The 21,706-nt window shown below is 38.3% G+C and carries 4 protein-coding genes; 1 reads left to right on the top strand and 3 read right to left on the bottom strand.

Annotation, left to right across the window (positions count from 1 at the left end; genetic code table 11):
- Nucleotides 1–109: 109 nt before the first annotated feature.
- On the bottom strand, nt 110–18,787 hold the full coding sequence (locus ACT5E3_RS11495; protein WP_444998446.1) for a CARDB domain-containing protein: 18,678 nt from the start codon (nt 18,785–18,787) through the stop codon (nt 110–112).
- A 92-nt stretch (nt 18,788–18,879) separates the two neighbouring features.
- Nucleotides 18,880–19,290, bottom strand: a complete 411-nt coding sequence (locus ACT5E3_RS11490; protein WP_444998445.1) for a hypothetical protein — start codon at nt 19,288–19,290, stop codon at nt 18,880–18,882.
- Between the two features lie 1,206 nt (nt 19,291–20,496).
- On the opposite strand from ACT5E3_RS11490, the gene ACT5E3_RS11485 reads away from it, so the two are divergent.
- Nucleotides 20,497–21,021 (top strand): hypothetical protein, encoded by a 525-nt coding sequence (locus ACT5E3_RS11485; protein WP_444998444.1) that lies wholly within the window; start codon nt 20,497–20,499, stop codon nt 21,019–21,021.
- A 22-nt stretch (nt 21,022–21,043) separates the two neighbouring features.
- Here ACT5E3_RS11485 and ACT5E3_RS11480 read toward each other — a convergent pair whose 3' ends face one another.
- Nucleotides 21,044–21,682, bottom strand: coding sequence for a hypothetical protein (locus ACT5E3_RS11480; RefSeq protein WP_444998443.1), 639 nt, complete (start codon nt 21,680–21,682; stop codon nt 21,044–21,046).
- Between the last annotated feature and the right edge of the window lie 24 nt (nt 21,683–21,706).

The following is a 21,706-nucleotide window of genomic DNA, read 5'->3' as shown; positions in this document are numbered from 1 at the left end:
TTTAAACTAGTAATAACGTTGTTTTTTTAACTCATTTATCATTAGTCAAATTATTTAACTCGCCCTATACGATGTTATAACCAGAACATAAAAATTTTATCCGGATAACTTAATTAACCATTTCCTCTTGAATAAAATCATCCGGGTTATAGTAATTATCTTCTTCAAAATCATCCATATACATTTTATCGACTAACTGATCAATTAATGACTGGCTAGATTGAGGCCCTATGCCAATATCGAGCATTGCCTTCCATGTCGGTATCTGTTGTGATTCATCAGCTTTAGTCGGTATGGGAGCACAATGGTTATCAGATAATGTAGACCATTTTATTTCATATGTTTTAATAACATGACCAATCAGCGCTAGAGACTGCTTGTCCTTTGCATAAAGATTGATCATAGAATAAGCTTTTAAAAGTCGTCTTATCGCATGGTCCGCTTGCCATTGATGTTGAATATCCATCGCTAACACATGACTCACCAGCGCTTTCACATAGTTTAAATAGGCGTCACATTTATTATGCTGATGTTTATAATGATAGCGACTTCTACCACAACCACAATTTTCAAACTCAAGCGTGGTCATAGCGGTTTGTAAAAGCACGCTATAGTCGATTGGGTTTTCACTAATAGTAAAGAACCATTCGCTTTCCACTTCCGGGTGGTTGCCATCGGTATTGAGTAAAGTTAATTTAGCATTAACAGAATAATCACCAATGGTTGATGGTAATTTAACTAAACTGCTCAATACCGTTTCACTGGTTTCCAAAGAGCGCGACCAAGAAGCATTGAGTTCATCCTCAATGACACCATCTTTAGCGGAAATGACCTGCATACCAGTATCAAGGGTCTGAGTAAGCTTCAGAACGATTGGTGGCGTCATTGAACTGGCATGCCAGTTCATTCTTACGAACGAATCTGCTGTCAAATTGCTCGAACCACTATTGGGTGACAGGTAATTCAGCAAATTTAATACCAGTTGATGAGCCATTTCACTATCAGTTATATTGGCCGGGTTAAAGCCTAGTATGGCAGTACGGCCTTGATAATATTGATTAATCGCCATTAAAGCAGTACCAGAATGATTGTCAGCAATAATTTCTGCGCCATTCGAACTAATCATCATACCATGGCCTTGATAATCCATAATCATTTCATCACTCACCGGACTGGCTAACATTTTTATCTGTTGTATCTGTTTCACTTTTTTATACGCTAAGGCAGCAAAAACATCATACATAAAGTAAGGTTGTCTTGAATGCTCTTTGATCAGCGATAATCCCAACCCAGCAGCAACTCTTGCTCTGACTTCTGCCGCAGCTCTTTTCGAAACAAATAGCCCACAACCATGGCTTGAATGATTAGCGCCATGACTATCACTCACATGACCATCCCCCGCATTACAAGCAATATCGGCAATAATCAATTTGGAAAAAAGCTGAGAACGCAATTGCTGAATTAACGCATTTTCTGAGCGCACAAACTGAATACCAAGGTTATCTCGATTAGAAATTTCACTGAACAGTTCAACTAACTCATCCCCGCCTCGCTTGGGCAGCCACACTAATACTTCACCATTGTTAATTACTTCAACATCCAACTCAGCCGAGGCTAACGCGACATTAAGTATTATGCTATCGCTGGTGTTGCCTGCCTGGTTAATTGCAAATAATGTGAAGCGGTTATCGCCTTCATTTAAAATAACTTGAGTGAACTGGAAATGACCTTGCTCATCAGCAATAGTGGTCAATTCATTGGCTGCCGAATCGATTAAATAAATGTCTGCGAAAGGTTCAGAAACACCAACAATATCAATACTATCTGTTGTCACTGAACTATTGTTTGCAGGACTGGTAACCGATATAACTGGCGGCTGTCGGTTAATTTCAAACTGAACATTCATACTCGATTGGTTACCCGCTTTATCTTTTGCGGACACTTTTAGTTGATAAGTACCATCAGCTTCAATCACACTACCAGAAATATATTCAACATCATTCAAGGTGACTAATTCTTGAGTAAAATGTTCATCAGAAACTTTAATAACAGGTGTCACATTTTGATTAGTAACTAACCCATCAGTTACACCGGTTATTATTATTTCTGGAAGCGTTTTGTCGATCGCAAAGTTAATTGTCTGATGACTTTGGTTACCAAAAGAATCTTCGGCACTCACACTAAGCTCATAACTGCCTTCAGCGGAAATCAATGTGCCAGACTCAAACACTTGTCCATTTAACTGAATTAACTGAGTCGCCAGTTGAGCATCATGAATCGTGATTACTGGAGTAACATCAGAACCGCTGACATCACCCTCTTGAATGCCAGCAATAGTAATCACAGGCTCACTTTGATCAATATCAAAACTTATCGATTGGGAACTTTGATTACCGGCTTTATCCTCAGCATTCACAACCAATTGGTAGTGGCCATCAGCATTGATTAAAGTACCACTGACAAAATTAACGTTGTTCAGTTGAATCAATTGCGTAGCCAGGTGATCATCTGAGATCGCTATAACAGGGGTTATTCCTTGACGACTCATTAATCCATCGGTCACCCCACTGATTAAAATATCAGGTGCTTGTTTATCGATAACAAAAGAAATTCGACGGCTAGACTGATTACCCACCGAGTCATTTGCATTGATCAATAACTCATATTCTCCTTCTTGAGTAATGACAGTACCCGAGACAAAAATAACACCATTGAGCATTAAACTGGCTGAATCAAAATGGGCATCATTTAAAGTAATAACCGGTGTTATGTTTTGTGATGAATGCTGCCCATCATTAATTCCATCAACCTGAATTGTTGGTGCGGTTTTGTCAATTTCAAAGTTAATGGTTTCGGTTGTCTGATTATTAGCAGAGTTGATCGCAGTCACCACTAACTGATAATGTCCTTCGCTGGTAATAGCCGTTCCAGAAATAAAACTCTGTCCATTTAATGTTACTGATTGTTCAATAATATTATCGCCAGTAATGCTAATCACCGGAACGATACTTTGATTAGTCAGATCGCCATCTTTCACCCCAGTAATTTCGATTTCAGGTGCAGCTACAACAATTGAAAATTGAACTTGTTGCTGGCTAACATTACCCGCCAAATCAATGGCACTGACAACCAACAAATAATCCCCACCTTCAATCACAGGGTTGCCAGAAATAAAATCCTGCCCATTTAATTTGATTGAAGAAGAGGCAAGATGTTGATCGATAATACTAATTTCAGGGTTAACTTGTGTGTTGTAAACATGACCATCAACCACCTGAGAAAGCGTGATTTCCGGTGCAGAATTATCCACTACAAAATTCACGACCGAAGATTCGCTCTGATTAAAGAATTGATCAAAAGCTCTTACCGTTAATGTGTGTTCACCATCAAGCAATTGTGGCATTGCAGCGCTATAAATATCAGCCAAACGCGGGTCTGAACTCACTTTATTCCAACTGCCGCTATCAAATTTTATTTCAACGCGATCAATAGTTGAATGTTGATCGATTGCAGCCACTTTCAATTGAACCCTGGCGGTATTAATAATCTCATCAGGCGTTGGTGCTAAAACACTAACATTCGGTGCCTTAAGATCGAGTAAATTAAACTGGCTCGCAGTCAAGGTTACACGCTCAGGATTATTGGCATTATCCAGTTGTTCCACTTGTAAAATTAATTGATATTGCCCAGGCTGTAATTCACTCGATTCAAATTCAACGGTATTGTTATACTCAGCCTCAATTGCAATATCGACCTGGTTTTGCTGATGTTGTAATACGGTTACCCCATCAGTCGATAACAAACTAATCGAGTAAGTTAACTGGTTAATCGCAATATTGCTGATATTTTTTAGCGTATAATCTGCTGTTATTGTTTCGTCAATAGCAACATTTTCTTTGCCTGGCTGAATGTCCCCTTTAAGTTGCATACCGCTGGATTCTATTTTAAATAGATTAAGTGATTCGCTCTCCACTTCAGTTTCACTATCTTTATAAACGCGAATTCTAACTTGATAATCGCCAATGGGTCTGTTTTGTGTCTGCCAAATCAATTGAATTGTCTGTTCAGTATTTGGCAATAACTCAGCAATCACCTGAGTTTCTGACTGTAAAATATTTTGTTGATTATCGAGCACTTCAATATCTACTTTTAGGCCAGTTAAAATCTGATTACCAGCAATATAATTAACGTTTCCATTAATCACAACATTCTGATTAGCCTTATAAGATAATTGGTCGGTTGAAATGCGAGTAGCAATTTGACTTTCGGTTTGTATTGCAAATGCTTTTTGACTACTTTCAACTAACTGATTATCAACATCAAATACATTGACTACAACCCGATAGTTTCCAGCTAAAGTCGTTCCACTATTCCAGCTTAAAGACGATTTTAAAACAGCAGAGTAAGCCAGGTTTTCAATATTTTTTGTTAGTAGCTCTTCAACCAGATAACCGGCATCATCTTCCACTTTAACGACTAAATGTCCGTTAAACAGACGACCACCATTAGCCACGGCGGTTTCAATATTCATTATTTGCCCAGGCAAATACTCGCTAGCATCCAAGCTAACGCTAGCTGAAACACCTTTATCGCCAACGACTAAAACATCCTTAACCGCAAGGTTATTATTTTCATCTGATTCAAAAACCAAGTTATCAGGATCAACCTGTGCATAAAAAGTAACGGCACCTTCTATTCCTGCCAGTTCCCAGTCAGCAAAAACAGTTTCACTCTGACCAGAGTGGATCTCAGACAAATTATATTGACTAATAATCACATATCGATTATTAGCTTCATCAACGGCAATTAATGATATTGACGTAACAGGTGAAGGTATATCACCTAAGTTCTTAACTGATACCGCTACTCTTGCAGTCTCTCCAGCCTTTGGTATTTCAGGTATAAGCTTTATATCATTAGTATTCAGCTGAAAATCTACTAAATTATTCACTTCATAATTAATGATTACGGGAGAAGAAGTTTCACTTTCATTTTGGCTCTTATCTTGTGACTTAACAGTGATATTGTTTGCTCCATGACTCAGAGCGATATTATCAAATTTAAAATAACCAGCCGGTGTGATTTGAACCTGTTTGCTTTCAACTAAATTGTTCATTTCAACCATTAACAATCCAGTCTCAGAAATTTGTAAATATCTTATCGGGAACTCACTCTGATAAGCAATTGATTGTTGCCCACTACTGATAACTTGCTTGACAATTTGCTGATTATTTCGAATAAAATAAATCGAATCACCTATAGGTGAAAAAACAACATCTCTCAAATCATCTTGCGACTGAATGATTAAGGTTTCACTCGCAGTGCTCATATTAAAAGCAAATACTTGATTTTCTCCTAGGACAGTCGCAGAGTAAAGCAGTTGACTACTATCAACAGACCAATCAGGCACTTGACTACGAACATCAGGATTTATTGCAATCATGCTTTTTGATTGCACATCATAAACCGATAAGCCATCACCGTTAGAGAAACTAATATATCGCCCATCAGGAGACCATTTGAAACTTTCGTAATAACCGCTTGATTCCGTAAAATTCTCTAGCCATTGTTGATTAGCCACATCATATAACCATAGGCCATATCCTCTGGCGTTATCGGTAAACACACGACCTTGCCCCATCAAGAACTTTTGGTTGGGTGATAACAGCGCAAAACTAAGATTCGCTTCTTCTGGTTTAGTCAGCCGAGACACTTCACCCGATTTAATATTCACTAGCTCAACAAACTGATTCCCCCAACGACTTTCTTTTTGTAGCAAGGTAACGGCTTTATTGTCGCTAGTCCATCTTGAATGCACAGAGTTTGAGTATTCAACCGACGCTAATTTTTTGATCTGCTGCGTTCTATAATCGTATAAATATAACCCGAGATCATCTTCCTTTTCACCATAAGCCCCATTAACTTCATAAATAAAACGGTGGCCATCATTAGCGATTTGGTAGCTACGAATATTCGACTCAAGATTAAGCTCAGCAGTGTCCAACACCGGTTGAGCTAAAGATTGAGTTTGAGCAATTTGATTGCCATTTCGTATCAAACTGACCTGATTATCTGCCTCGGCATCACCAACAATAAAAATAGTTGGTTGATTTGAGGTATAGCTTTCTCCCTCGATAGTTGGCGCTAAAATGACTGGCGTGGCAGGCGAAACTGTATCAATAGGTATCGCTTGCACTTCGTTAGAAACAACGCTTTTATTCCCCAAACTATCAAATGCAATCACAACATAAAAATAATTCACGCCATTTTCTAAATTGGTATCGATGAAATGAAGTTCATTAACATCAGCGATCACTTCATAATCAGTGCCACTCACAGCAGAGCGTAGCAATTGATAATGATCGACCACTGATGGTGCGCTATGTTGCCAACTCAACTGTAAAGCAGCGCCTTCAGCAATCACCGTCGCCATTAAGTTGTCAGGCGCTACTGGCAGCGCTACATTTAAATTAAACCTAGATTCGTTTGAATCACTTTGATTACCCACTGCATCAACCGCTTTAACCCGATATTGATAACTGCCATTAGCTAAACCGATATCTTGATAAGATAACTGCGACAAATCAGTGAGTGTGGCAATTTTTTCTCCATTGCGATAAACATCATAACGGACTAAATCAGTTGCATTACTGGCGGTCCAATTCAGATGAATATCTGAACCGACGACTTCACCGGATAATACAACGGGATCAGGCGGAGTCACATCTCCGGCACTAGCATCCACCGTTAGCGAAGGAATACTGGCAAAGCCTAAAGTATTAATGGCAACCACAGAATATTGATGAATACCATCTTCAACCAATTGCGTATAAGTAGATAAGGCTTCTAATGGCTGACTAGTGACTTTAATATCGGCAATGCCAACCGCATCATCATCATTCGCCTGAGAATTAACTTTTAATATATAAACTCTCAGCTTTGATGTGTAATAAGCATTCTCCAGTTGAATTAAATGAGTGCTTTCTTCATTGTTTCTCATTTGAGAAACAGTCACCCAACCGCTCTCTGCCCACACTTGGAGATCAAAATCAATAGCGCTACCAATTAGGCTTCCCCAGTCAATCGCCACTTGAGTCACTAGCTGTTTTTCATTGAAAGATAATTGTAGCCACTCGCCTCTTCCTGGATTATCCAGTAGATAATCAACACTGGGTTGCCAACGAGAATATTCGTTTGTATCAATGGCACTGTTTGGCTCATTCCAACTGGCCGCTTGACTACTAGCGCTAGCAACCACACCAGAATTGATTTTGGTTTCAATCACAGAAATGCCAGCATCAAAAATGTTGTAACCTAAAATATTACTCTCTGGATTATCCTGCCAATCTAAAACCACATTAAGATCGGTCACATCAGCCACTAGCTCAGTTGGTTGTGATGGATTACTGCCATTAACCACGACAGCAACCACATCTTTACTCACATTACCAGAAAGGTCAGTTAAACGTAATGTGATCGTATTATCACCAGCAACCAGATTGATATTATCTAGTTTAAACCCTCCGGTTAAATCACTATCAAAAGGTGCCACCTGTACAGTGCCTGTACTATTAACTAGCTCCCCACTGACAGAAACAACCTCATAGGCTTTACCTTGTATATGTGTACTGAAAGCACGTGTTGGTGTAAAAGGATGAATAATTTCTGGTGTATAAATACGGGCATTGACTTCGTTGGATTTAATTGAAGAGTTACCAATTTGATCAACCGCCACAACATAATAAGTATAAAAACCTTCAATTAATTCAAAATGGGCAGATTGAGTGATGCTGTTACCAGCGTCATGGGCGATAGAAGCCTGCTTTTCAAAACCGCTAGCAGCCGGACGTTTAACAAAAATGTCATAGCTTTTGATGTCGCTTTCCTGACTGGTTGGCCAGCTCAAATTCACCTCAGTCGCGGTCACTTTACTTTGTAAATTAACAATCGGTTCTGGTGCAGTTAGATCGCTATAAGTCAAATCAATAGTCTGAGGAAACGAATCAACTCGTCCACCAGTATCGGTGGCTACCGCTCTGACCTGATAAGTCGCATAGTCCAATCCTAAAACAACCGGTTCAAATAAGGTTTCATAAGGCAAAACAGTGCTGGCGGTATTAATATCAACCCAATTTCCAACCGCATTTCGATACTGAAAGATAACCGATGCGATATCATTATCTTCGGACTCGGCAACCAACTTGATCGGCTGTTCAAAAACTTTATCCGTCAAGGGTTGAGTAATAATCGCCTTGGGCGATTTCAAATCAATCGTGGTTTCTTCTAATGCCGAAGGAAGACTAATATTGCCTGCATTATCAATTGCTACAATTGAATAACGATATTGGCCATCAGGTAATCCGCTATCAGAATATTGAGTATTGAGAACTGCAAAAGGTTCTAACCCGCCAATAACAGGCCCACTCGCATTGGCAATTCTATCATTACGATAAATTAAATACCCCAGTAAATCGGTCTCACTATTTGCATTCCAACTTAGTGTTACCTTAGCATCCAAAGTTGATAAGGAAAGTCCTGTAGGTTGTGCTGGTGCCTGATTATCAATGGTCACATTAACTTCATCGAACAGCACATTGCCGCTGAGATCTTCAGCTTCCAGCAGAATACGCCATAAAGAACCTTCCTGTAGACCAATTGTATTCCAGGCAGTTAAGGTGTCGGCTTGAATAGCAACGGGTGATCGTCTAATTAACTGACGCTCACCATTTGAGGATTCGACATATACGCGGTATTCCTTAAAGTCATCGGCACTAAATGCAGTTCCTTTAATCTCAACCAATGAACTAACCCGACTATCTTTTAGCGGAGCGCTTAGCTGTACATTTGGCGCAGTACCATCAACGATCACATTCACCACATCAGCAGGTTGGCTTTTTAATCCCGCTTTATCCACCGCTATCACAGAATAATGATAAGCACCATCTAACGCACTTTGCACTAGGTATTCTGTTGAACTTGTAATCAAATCAGAAATTTCGATACCTGCTCTTAACACAATATAACCCGCTAAATCTGCTTCAGTATTGGCCTGCCAGCTTAACCGAATATTACGTTGGTTTTCTAAAACAGAAGTTAATCCATTAGGCTTAGCCGGCGCTTTAGTATCAACCGTCACCTGAATCACTGATTCAGCGGTATTGTCGGCCCTATCTGCCACCATTAACTTTAATGCATAACGACCATCTTGTGGTAATGCTTGCCAATTAAATAGCTTGTCATTATTAATGGCCGATTCTGCTACATAAAGTTGTGTGTAATTTAATTGATCGTTAACTTGATCACCTGAATTGAGTTTTGCAACAGCTATCGTATATTGTTTAAAGTTATCATCATTAGCGGCACCAAAAATATCGGTACTTTGAGTAATATAAGAAAGCGTTTCAGGCTGACTAATCAGCGCAGTCGGTAAAGTGTTGTCTACAAAAATCTGTCGTACAGATTGCCCCACTAGCCCTGCTTTATCTTCCACAGACAATGTTAATTGATATTCACCATCCGTTAATGCAGACACATCCCATTCCCCTAACTTTTCAGGTAAAGGGAATTGGCTACCGACAAGCACATTACTGACATTATCAGGCATCAATTTTGCTGTAGCAGTGACTCGATAAGATTGAGGATTTTTTTCAACCAGCGTGCCACTTAAGTTAACTTTACCTTTGGTGGCACTCACATAAATCGCATTAGCAGGTGTTATCCAATTAACAATTGGTTGGGTATTATCAATTACAAAGTTCAACTGCTTAACTGTTTCACTTTGTGCTAAATCAGCAGCTGTTATTTTTAAAGCATACTCCCCTTCTGTATATTCGGTTAAGCGTGCTAATAATGTTGATGACTGATTTTGATCGCCCGAAGCGATTGACTGCCAGACAGGTGCCGCTGGATTGCTGGCAATAAAAATTTCAAATTGACTCAAATTTGCATCGGTAATGCTCCCTGAAATACCCGATGTCGAAGCGGTAAATCCATCGTTTGGTCGTTCGATATTGATAACTGGAAAAGTGGCATCTAAAATAACGGTAATGCTCTCTTCTTGTTTTATTGCAGTATTTTCGGTTAGCGAAGCAATCACTTTAATCTGATAAGCTCCATCACTCATCAAGTTGCCAGTGTTATTTAAACCATCCCAGTTAATCACTTGGGCACCAGCAGATAACGCTTTATCCGTTAACAAGTTTTTAACAAGATTACCTTGATGATCTTCAATCAACAAAGTCACTGTTGAGGCTTTCTCCAAACCAAAGCGAATGCTCGTGACATCACGTTTTCCATCCGCGTTGGGTGAAAATAAATTTTCAACCGCTTCCAAATAACTGACTAAATTAACTTGGTTGTTAATGTTGACAGGCAACAATAGTTCACTCTTATTGCCTGCGATATCTTCGGCAATAATTTGCAACTGATGCTCACCAACCAAACCATAAGTATTCCAATTAATGAGGTGCTCATTTAAGTTTTTCTGGCCTTGGTACAGTTGAATCCAGTTGGTTGGTGTTTTACCCACCCCATAATTCACGCTGATCTCTTTTAACTGATCACCTAAACGGATAGATTGAAACTCATTAACCAAACCTTGGATTTCAATGAGCATACCCAAAGGTTCAACGGCATTCGGATAAGTCAGCTGAATATCTGGTTGTTGGGTATCAACGACAATATAATTGAAAAAACGATGCTCATTACCACAACCATCACGGGCCGTGTAGATTAGCACATAATCCCCGTCAGCTAATAACTCACCGGAATCAGCTCGTCCATACCAAGTTAAACTATTTTCACCCGGAGGAACCGAAAAATCAGATAGTAATGTCGCTTGTAAGTCCCCCAGAAGAAAATCAAACTCACTTAATGAACCATCGGTGACGTCATTATAATTATAAACTTGAATAGATAACTCAACGGCTTCTGAAAATGTATAGTTAATCATTAACTCGTCATTAACCCCATCCGCATTAGGACTAATGGCTGGAGTACTGAGCGAGTTGGAGTTTAACTCAACTTCACCATCAATATTAAAACTGCGGACGCTACATTGACGATGTCCAGCTAAATCCAAGGCCGATAAACGGATACTCACATCACCAATCACATTTTCACGGTAAGAAAAATTACCGATCGTACCGCTCTCTAATACAGAGGTTGGTATATTTTTATTAATACTGAAGCGATCTTGACGATTTAAACGATCTAACTGGGATTCACTGGTAACATTTTTAAAATATAAGGTTTTACTGGTCGCTTCATTAAACTCAGTACCTGGAGAATACTCAAGAAAATATCGAAACGCATTATTATCGGTAATGTCACCATCAATCGTTAAGTTGTTTTTACACATTTTTGCACCTTCAATCGGTGTATTAATTGATTGAGTCGGCGGTGTTTTATCAACCACTAGGGTAAAAGGAATGGTCACTTCATCATTTTCAACATTGATCAACTTGGCTTCATAAGCATAGCTACCTTCAGATATTGATGTCGTATCTAATTCAAACTGATGGGTATAATCTTTCCCGGTTAACGAAGCCGTTGGCTTATTCACATTAAATAAAATGTTATTCGGCTCACCAGCAGGAAAAAAAGTTAGCAACTTCAAGACTTTGTTATTACTGGTGACTGGCGAGAATTCAATGAGAGCTTTATCAGTTGCTGGAGTATTACAACTCAAATGATACTCAGGTACATGACGAATATTTAAATCTAAACATAAAGTCTGCAGCATTTTTTCGCCATCAAAAACTTCACCATCTTCTGCCACTGCAACCGTTCGCATCACATAATTCACACAACTTTTTAAACCATTCAACGGGAATATGAAATGCGATTGTGGTTTATAGAAAGACCCACTATATTGCTCTAATAAATAGCGCTCATCATCATCACTTCGCACATAGAGTTTAATTTCTGCAATCGGCTTACTGACACCATTTTCACCCCAAACCACATAATCATCTGCACTAACAGGTTCTGGATGAATTTGAATAAGTCGATCAATATTCGCAACGGGATCATTTTTTGCATTCATCGTACTGCGAAATCCATTGACACTCAGACTTTCATGATCCTGTAAAGCCACACGAGAACGATTTGAAACATAACGCTCCCCTTGGCTATCAATAGCCGCGAGTCGAATAACGTACTCTTTACCAATATCTAAACGTTGATGCTGCCAATAGGCAAAAAATTCATGCTCGACCTCCTGTAGTGATACGACCTTATCAGGAAAGTCAAATTCTTGGTGAGTGAATTCACTGACTAATTCACTTTCCCAAACATCACTATCTAAAGTGCGGTATTCAACGCTCAGCTGTTGCAATTGATTCGCAATGGTTTCTGGAATAAACAAACGCGCGGGTTCTTGAAAATCAAGTGTAATTAAAGGCCCAGTTGCATTTGTCGATAAGTCAGTATATTCAACTTTCTTGATTGGTTCATCAGTACTTTGTGTTCCTAACTTCGCTAATATAATCTGTTGTTCAGTCATAGGCGTCTGTACAACATTTGTATTGCCAGCTAAGTCAGTTGCCACTATTTCAAACGAAAAACCAGAAAAATCGGCAGGGTATTTTTTAAACTGCGGATATAACAAGTAATTTTGCTTGTCCCAAATACCCACTGATATAGGTTTATAAACTGATTTTAATTGATTCATTTGATCAATACGATTAATCACTGCACTTTTCGGATAGCGTTCATTAACGCTATATTGTAAATATGGCATACCCAATTCAATTGTGTCAGACAAGTATTGAAAATCTTCATGATAAGCGCCAAATACACTAATCTCCGCATCAGGGGGGGTATTATCAATAACAAATTTGAATTCATAATTTAATACACGCATTAAATAGTTACCGTCAGCCAGCGTCTCTCCTTGCTCATTTCGACCGTCCCAACTAATACTATATTCTTCGCCCAATCCCGAATGGTCTCGCATAATGGTTCGTACCAACTGGCCATCTTCAGTATAAAAATCAAACTCTAAATGAACAGGTTTTAACACGGTGTAAAATATTGAAGTGATATCTTGTTGGTTATCACCATTAGGGGAAATATAAGTTTCTGTCCGGTATAAATTACTGATTTGTGTTTCTTCACTCCATGCGACCCGCTTAATTTTCTGTTTGCGATTGCCCGCTAAATCAGTCGCTGTCAAACGTACAAAATAAGTGCCCGGTGCAGGAGGGATCCACAATGTGAAATTTTGATCTAACACGGCGCTAGCAACAGCCGGTTGAATGGCCAACCATTGCTCAGGCGCATCCATCAATGCATATTCTAAAACGTAATGTTCAAAGTTTTTATCGGTTGCTGTACCCGATAATAAAATACCACCGCCTGACGGCGAACGCAGCGCTCTGATATCAACGGTTAGATTCAATAGGCTGCGATAAGACCAATCATTGTGGTTGTAAAATTGACAGGCATCATCTGTTGTTGATTGATAATTCGATTGAAACAATAACTGACCTCTCAGTGGACTGAGCGTTAAATTTTTAAAACTATTGGTAATTGAATAATATGAACCTATTTCATCACCTGAAAAGTCTTTAAAAATTTGTTTAGGCTGCTGTGGTACTAGCGTATTAATAGTCCATACTTGATTCAGATAATTACTGTAACTGCGCTTAGTATAATCCTGACCAATCGATTGATAAACCAATGCTCCGGTTTCATTCCACTGTAACTCAACCACTTTAGGGGTTGGCCCCGAAAAATCAGGCTGACAATGACCACCGCTACACTTCTCGCTCGGTTTAAATGAAAAATCATATAAAGAGGTAAACTCTCCACTGGTGACATTTAGTTTATAAATTCCACCAAAACTCTGAGAATCTGCATAAGAATAACCACCATCAGTGTCTTGTATTGGAACCGTATATAAAAATGCAATCTGATCATTTTGTGGTGACCAATCAACAGCGTAAACTTTTCTTTCAATAATACTGGAATTAAACTCGGGTAAAGTATAAGCGCTCACTGACAAGACTTGATCATTGTATATATTGACGGTTCCAGTTTCGCTATTAAAAATCGCAAAACCACGCCCGTCTTTTCGCCAATAGGCATTAACCAAACCTGCGGGCCCCTCGGTTCGAGTACTTAATGGATCAACCGATAGAGACGTCAGCTGTTCAGTCACTAGATTTAAATGAAGCAAATGGCTAGAGCCCGTCGTATTTTCATAAACTACCATCAATAACTGACTTCGATCGATTGACAATTCATGATGATATAAAAACACATTACCGCTCACAGACAAAGCCTGCTTAAAATCAAACTTAACTACTTCGGGAGCACCATTAAACGCAGTAACAATGATTTTACTGTCATTAAATTCTATTAAGCCTTGGTTATCATCAGTGAACCCGATAATTTCTGCATAGTAGTTAGCTGAATTAATTTTTTTAGCAGTCGTGGTTTGAGTATCAACCACAACGATTGTTCGTTGGTTATTTCTTTTCGATTCAAAAACTAATTGGCGTCCATCATTGCTCAGATAAAACTGATTGTATTTAGGAATATCTAAACCTTCACTATTGAAAAAAGCTTGAGTTAAAATAACCTGAACACCGGTTCCATTGGGATCCATTTTATATAAGCCAGGCGCATACAGATCACCAGAACGACTAGATGGAATGGTAAAATATAATTTTGATTCATCTTGTGCAATCTGCATATTCCTATAATCATTCAAATCACAAGTCAAATTGGTTAGCACACCATAAGGTGTTCCAATTGACTCAAATAAAGAGGAACGATTATTATCAATCTCAACACTGGCATATCCTACAACCAAGCTATTATCAAGTAGTTGGATCTGATAAACACCATCGTCAACCACACGCCCACTATCATCTAAACCATTCCAAACAACATTACCAGAATCTACCTCATTGAGGGGCTTTTCAAAGTGCTTAACAACTTCTCCTTTAACATCAACCACTTTTACCTGTGGGCGTGTCGGAGCCGCCAGACGAAAAAAGAACTCGGTATAATCTTGTACTCCATCTTCATTAGGCGAAAAATATTTTTGGCTAACATTAAAATCAGCATTTTGAATCACCAGGTTTTTACTGGCGAAATTATTAGTTTCATCACTTTCTAAAACACTATTAGCTTGATCAACCACGACATAAAGTAAAGTTGTTCCTGCAGCAAACGCATTGCCTAAATCAAAATTGAGCGTTTGATTTTTTTTACCCTCAATATCAACAAGTTGACTGGTTGATATAGGTTGTCCACCATCAGCAGGATCACCTGAATAGATATTCACTCTAGCATTGTCAACCGCTTGTTCACCTAAATTAAAAACACTCACTTTCAACTGAATATCTTCGCCTTCTTTAGGAAAAGCGGGTATCAATTCGATGTCAGCAGCCGATAAAGTCAGATCAGGCAATGACAGAACTTTCAGTGTGTTAAATGCTTGATTATCACTCTCTAAAAACTCATTAATCGTATTATCCGGATCGACCATAATATGAATTAATTGATCACCCGCCGTTGGTATAGAACCCCAGTTAAAACTGACTTTCTCGGACGCTCCAGCCGCTAGCACGGGTATTGCTGGCGTCAATCCAATCAATTCACCACCATTAGCCGGATCGCCATTATAGAAACCCACACTGACATTAGTGGCATCTTGTGAACCAATATTTCTCACTAATGCAGAAATCGTTAGTGGGGCTGCTTCTGCTCCAATTTCAGGCTCAAATGTTAGATCCTGATGGCTCACTGTTAAATTAGGACCTTGCGATATACCCGAGTTAAATTGAATACTAGCACTATTATTCAATTCATTAAGCTCAGGTAACACATTACTCTCATCTAGCAAAACACTAAAGGTTAATTGACCGGCCAAATCGACTCGCCAGGTAATTGCTTGTTGAGTACTTTGTCCCGCATTAACTTGCGCGACCGACGACTGAATATCTTTTGTTGTTTCTCCATCGCTGATCGTATAACGAACATTGAATGACGGAGAATCTAGTGTACCTTGATTGCGCAAATTTACTTTAAAAGTAATATCACTTCCCTGAATAACATCGCGAGTATCCAAAATAATATCAGCAGGCGTCACCACCAAATCATGACTATTTTGAGTTTTCAATAAAACAGTTGCAGTATTGTTATTTTCATTTGTTTCTGATAGTTGATTGTTCGGATCTAACACGATAAAAAAACGTGTACTATCGGCAGTTTGCAGTTGGTAAGTTAAATTGGTTACCTTCGTTGTACGACCGGGCAAATCAACCGTTTGTTGATCGAGTACTTGGCCATTAATACTATCTTTGCGCAACTCCACTAACACGCCTGTCGCTGCCTCTGAACCTTGATTACGCGCAGTCACAGTAAAACCAATATCTTGCGGAATCACATTTAAATATTCAGGGGTTACTAGCACACTACTTTGTGCAATTGATACATCAATACCAGCTGTTGCAGCAATCACATTAAATTGAATACTTGCTGTATTATCCAACTCACTCATTTCAACTAGTGTTTGTTCAGGATCAACGACAAAAAATAATTCATGGCTACCAACTTGATCGAGTGTATCCCAAGTTAAAGTCAATTCTACACTCATGCCGGAAGCTAACACTGGAATCAATAAATCATTACCAATGGCTGTGCCACCATTAGCCGGATCTGCATCGTAAAACCTAAGCGAACTTGCTTCTGTTTCCACATTGGAATTATTACTTACCGTAATATTTAATGAAACACGATCACCATCGACAGGATTAGTTATTGAAGTTTCTATTTGGGGATTAATTAAAAGGTTAGGATAACTGAATTGTTGTAAAGCTTCCAAAGTTACAGCAGTCACATAACTGCTATTAGCCCAACTTCCGTTCTCTTGTTGATTATTCATCAGATAATCAGCCGCACTAGCAAATGCAATTCTATCGCCAGCTCGATAGTTGATTAGCGTTTTAATGACATTAGCGGTGACATGTAAACTACTACTATTTTCACCAAAACCACCATCAGCATTTTGTTGGCCAACTAACCAATCGATTCCAGCAGTTGCAATGTCTGAGTGTTGATTGAGTTGCTTAAGAAGGTTCAAGACAACGGTTGTGACAAAAACTTTACTACCAGCCCTTTCACGGCTACTCCAACCGCCATCTGCATTTTGCTGCGCGATTAGGTAGTTGATCGCAGCATTAATATGACTTTGAGAATTACTGTTAATCATTGCACTTAATGCTAAAGCGGTATCCAACGCGTTACTACCATACCCCTGGTCAATACCCCAACCACCATCAGTATTCTGTAAGCTAATTAAGCGAGTATTTAATGTTTTTGCATGCTCCTTTCGATTTAATTCAAATTCAACTTTTGATTGACGTGCTATATAATCAACATTGTTAATATTTTGCACAGCCATCCAATCGAGGGCACTATTTTTTCGAGTAAATAATGGATCAAGCCGTCGTAATACATCTAATGCAACAACAGTATCACGCATCGAAGAAGAAGTTTTATCGCTCCAAAAACCAGAATTATTTTGTTGCTCTCTCAACCAGGAAAAACCATCGCTTAATACAGCAGGATCGGTTCTTACATCACCAATAACAACTTCACCCGGATCACCGGGAGGAGTAACAACCGCTTCGGGATAAACATTGGCAGCGGCTCTTCCACCAGTCCAAATACTAAAGCGATCAATAAAACCTTTACTAAAGTTATTCAACCCAGCAATATCTTCTTCTAACACAGGTTTAAAAGGCTCAGTTAATAAAATAAAAGCAAAACGAAAATCTTTTTGTGAATTTTCAAAAGATGGATTTCTCTCCCCTTCTGCAGCAATAATTTGCTCGATAGTTACTGTTCGTTTAGTACCATTAATAGTACGGCCTAATTGTCTAATACTTTGCTCAGGCGTTAACTGTTTATCGATAGATGGATTATCAATTAATAATAAGGGGGAAACTTCTGATGCTTGATTAAAACCTGCTAGATATAAATCTAATGGACTATAAAATTTTTGATAAGCAGTTGAAGTAAAACTACCATTGCCATTATCTTGCCATTTGTGACCGTACAGCACTGAAGCACCACTATCTAATAAGTTACTCCAATGGTTGTCATCTTTTCCAATTAAACCTCTATCTAGACCATTCCCTTGTTCAAAGCTAACCCTGGCTGACCACCTATGCATTAATTCATGTCCTAACACCATCAAACTTTGGTTGAAGCCTGCTTGTGTAGGATCAGTGACTCGCCGAGATAAAGCGGCCATATCAATATAACCTTGCAGTTTTCCTTGGCTACCATAACGTTCACTCCAATCAACAATAGGATGCCCTATTCCTTGAACATTATTTTTCACTGCGCTATAAAAAGCGTTAGCTTCGCCAGTATCAAACTCAAAAGTAGAAAAAACAACTAGAAAATCATAATTATCTGCATGAGTTTTATAAAATTCTTGTGCAACCAACTCACGCGGCAATTGGTTAGCTTTACCGTCTTCTTGCTTGTCATAGTTACCGGAGAAATCAATTACGCTTACTATGCCTCGATCTTCTCGAAATTGAATATCAAAATCAGATGGATCCGCAGCGTATGACACACTAACCATAAAAATTGATATGGCACCTAGTAAAACTTGCCATACATTTTTTACTTTTCTACCTTTGTAAGGATTACTCCCAAGCCAATCATTTTTCACTAATGAACTATCGCCAATGCAGCTTTCTCCAGTAGCTTTATTCATTCGAGCCTGATACCAGTGCATTTTCCGTAACTTTCTCATCTCACTATAACCCTACAAACTTTTCATACAACAGTTAACTGAAATTACTTTTCAATATTAACAATGAATATTTTCATATACTTTCTAAACATTTAATTTTTTATACTTTTATTTTTTGCATTATTTACCGGTAATAGTTGAGCAGCAGATTGTTCGACTATATAAAGCCGGTTAATCGCTGAACGACCATTTTTTTCTATCCCCATCAGAATTTTTTGTTTTTCAACAGTTCCGTTGAAAGTTTTAACCGACTCTTCTAATACAACTTTATCAGTTAAAATTTCAAGAATAACAGCACCCGTCTTATCGAGTTTTTCGCCATTCTGATAAACTTTCATTTCTCCACTTGGGTTTTTTATAACTACACGTTGCTCCAGAGGTTCTACGGTTTTAATCACGAAACCAGACAAACTCTCATCAGCCAACAAATAAGAAGGGACAAGTAGTATCGTCAAAAAAACTAACCATTTAAAATGTTTTTTACTTGTTGAGTATAAGAACATTACTTTTCCTAAACTAAAATTTTATAACTTATAATTTGCCCACAATTATTTGGCGCTTACAATCAAAACCAGCTAGTTTTACCTCAAATTTATTGAGCAAACGAATATAAAACAGCAACAATTATCCGTATATAAAAATCGATTCTTATGCCAATCAAGAATACTAAAAAACTTTAGGAAGGTTGTTTATTGTGAATGGTTACTTTAAGTGAATAACTTTAATTACTCGAAAATAATTTATGATATTTAATAAATTATTTTCTATTAGTAACAACAACAAGTTAACGCTTCCATGTAAATTAAATTTTCCATGTCAATGTTGCTGTACATAATATCGCCAACCGAGAACATATTCAACATAAAAATCACTTCAATAAATTTTTTATATTATATATTTTTAATATTCTATATAATCAAAGTGTTAGCTTTTTATTTTTGATAAGCGTCAATAAAATAACATATATCAACTACTCCCCTCTATAAAATGCATTATTCAAAAAAACACCTTGCTCATAGTGAAATAGCGACTCATCATCCAGGCTATCTTGATGCTCAAGATAGGTATTATGTGAGAAATATCAAAGAAATTGCTCGCATTTATCAGCAGGCCTTTATTGATTTTATTTACGCGTTGCTTTTGCTAAGGTTTACACGGAAAATACCTTGGTTGCGACTGATAGGCTCAATGATCAGCTCTTACCTTTTTCATAGATGAAGGTATTTCTTTGCTACGTAATTTAACTGATAAAGGAACTGAATATTGTGACAAAAAGGAGCCCCACGCTTACCGGTTTTATTTGAATCTAGAAGATATCGCACCAAAATATATAGCCCTCAAACCAACGGTATTTGCGAGCACTTTCGTAAACTCATAATGAATGTTATGACGTGCTGTTTCGTAAAAAATTTTACGGCTCAGTTGATGGAATACAACTTGATGCAAATCAATGGTTAGCATTTTTACAATCAAGAGCGCCCTCATTCTGGTAAATATTGCTATGGCCAAATGCCTTGACAAACTTAGTAGGACTCAAAATACTTGGCAAAAGAAAAAGAGTTAGCTAATCTATTTGAACCATCTGACAATCGGACTAAACTGGCTGAAAGAATAGTTTAAATCCCGTAGATCTCAAATCCAATTTGAGCGACTACACTTTATTAAAGTTTTTCTCATATTGTTCATTCAAGCTGATGATTGGTGGATGAATGCTTGCCTCGACTGGTATAACGACCCAACCGAGATATACATCGGTGGCTACAGATCTGCTTGTCGAATCCGTTTCGACTCGGAAAGGATCTGCTGATTCCTTAATTTTCCCTATCGTTTTTCTCTATCGCCATTATATCGAATTGAGGCTGAAATCACTGCTTCATGACGGGTACAGGTTATTAGACCGAGCGCATAAACCAAAAGCTGTTCATCAGTTATCCAAACTGTGGCCCCGAGTAAGAAATATATTAGAAGAATTATGGCCTGACGATGACTCAACAGCTCTACATTCAATGGATTTGTTAATAAAGCAATTTGAAGAGGTCGATCCTCGCTCTACTTCATTTCGCTACCCTAAAGATTTTAAGGGTAATAACTCAGTAAAGCTCGAACAACCTAAAGTCAATCTTCGCAATCTAGCGGAAGTGATGAATTCAATATCAATAATATTGGAAGGTTCAGCCGGTGCGATATCTGAATATCAAGGATATAAGAACGATATGGAAAGCGACCACTGGTAAACACTGTTTAACTTAGGATTACTTATTTAGTATCATTTTCCAGCGATCTTCTAAAGTAGTTAGCTAATAGCCTTTTTTCTTGGTTGTTCATACGTCCATCTTCTACAAACTTAATAGCAGTGTTTATGTCTCGGCGTTGACGAGAGTATTTCAATCCTGTGTAAAGCAATGACATAATAGAGGCGATAAAACCGATACCAATTAGCGCGATAAAAACCAGCCAATTGCTAACGCTTTCGTTCGCATCGTTCAGCGCTTCACGCAGATGAATGTATTCTTTTTTAAGCTGTCGTGCCTCCCCTATTTCCTCTAGCTTTTTGCCCGTCTCTGAGTAAAACTCTAGCTGCATTTTGGTCAAATCTTTTTTCATTAATTGAAGCGCGTCAACTTCCCGTAAATAGCGTTCCTCCCTTAATTGAAGTTCAGTCTCTTTTCGGGTCAGAGCTTTTCTAAGTTCTTCGACAACTGCGCCATCTGGCTGATTAGTGTTCAATCTAGCAACCTGATTAGATAGCTCCTTTACTTCATTGATTAATACTTCATTTTTTGATTTTAGTTCTTTGATTTCTAATTCCTTATCATTAATTTGACTATGAACCTTCAATTGGTCACAGCCGTTAATGAAAAAAATAAGAATTAAACTGAACAATCTCTTCTTCATTGAATATTCCTTTGGATAAACTTT

It is taken from the genome of Aliikangiella litoralis, from assembly GCF_052495765.1.
Note: the sequence above shows the minus strand (reverse complement) of the source record. Positions and strands in the feature narration are given on the sequence as shown.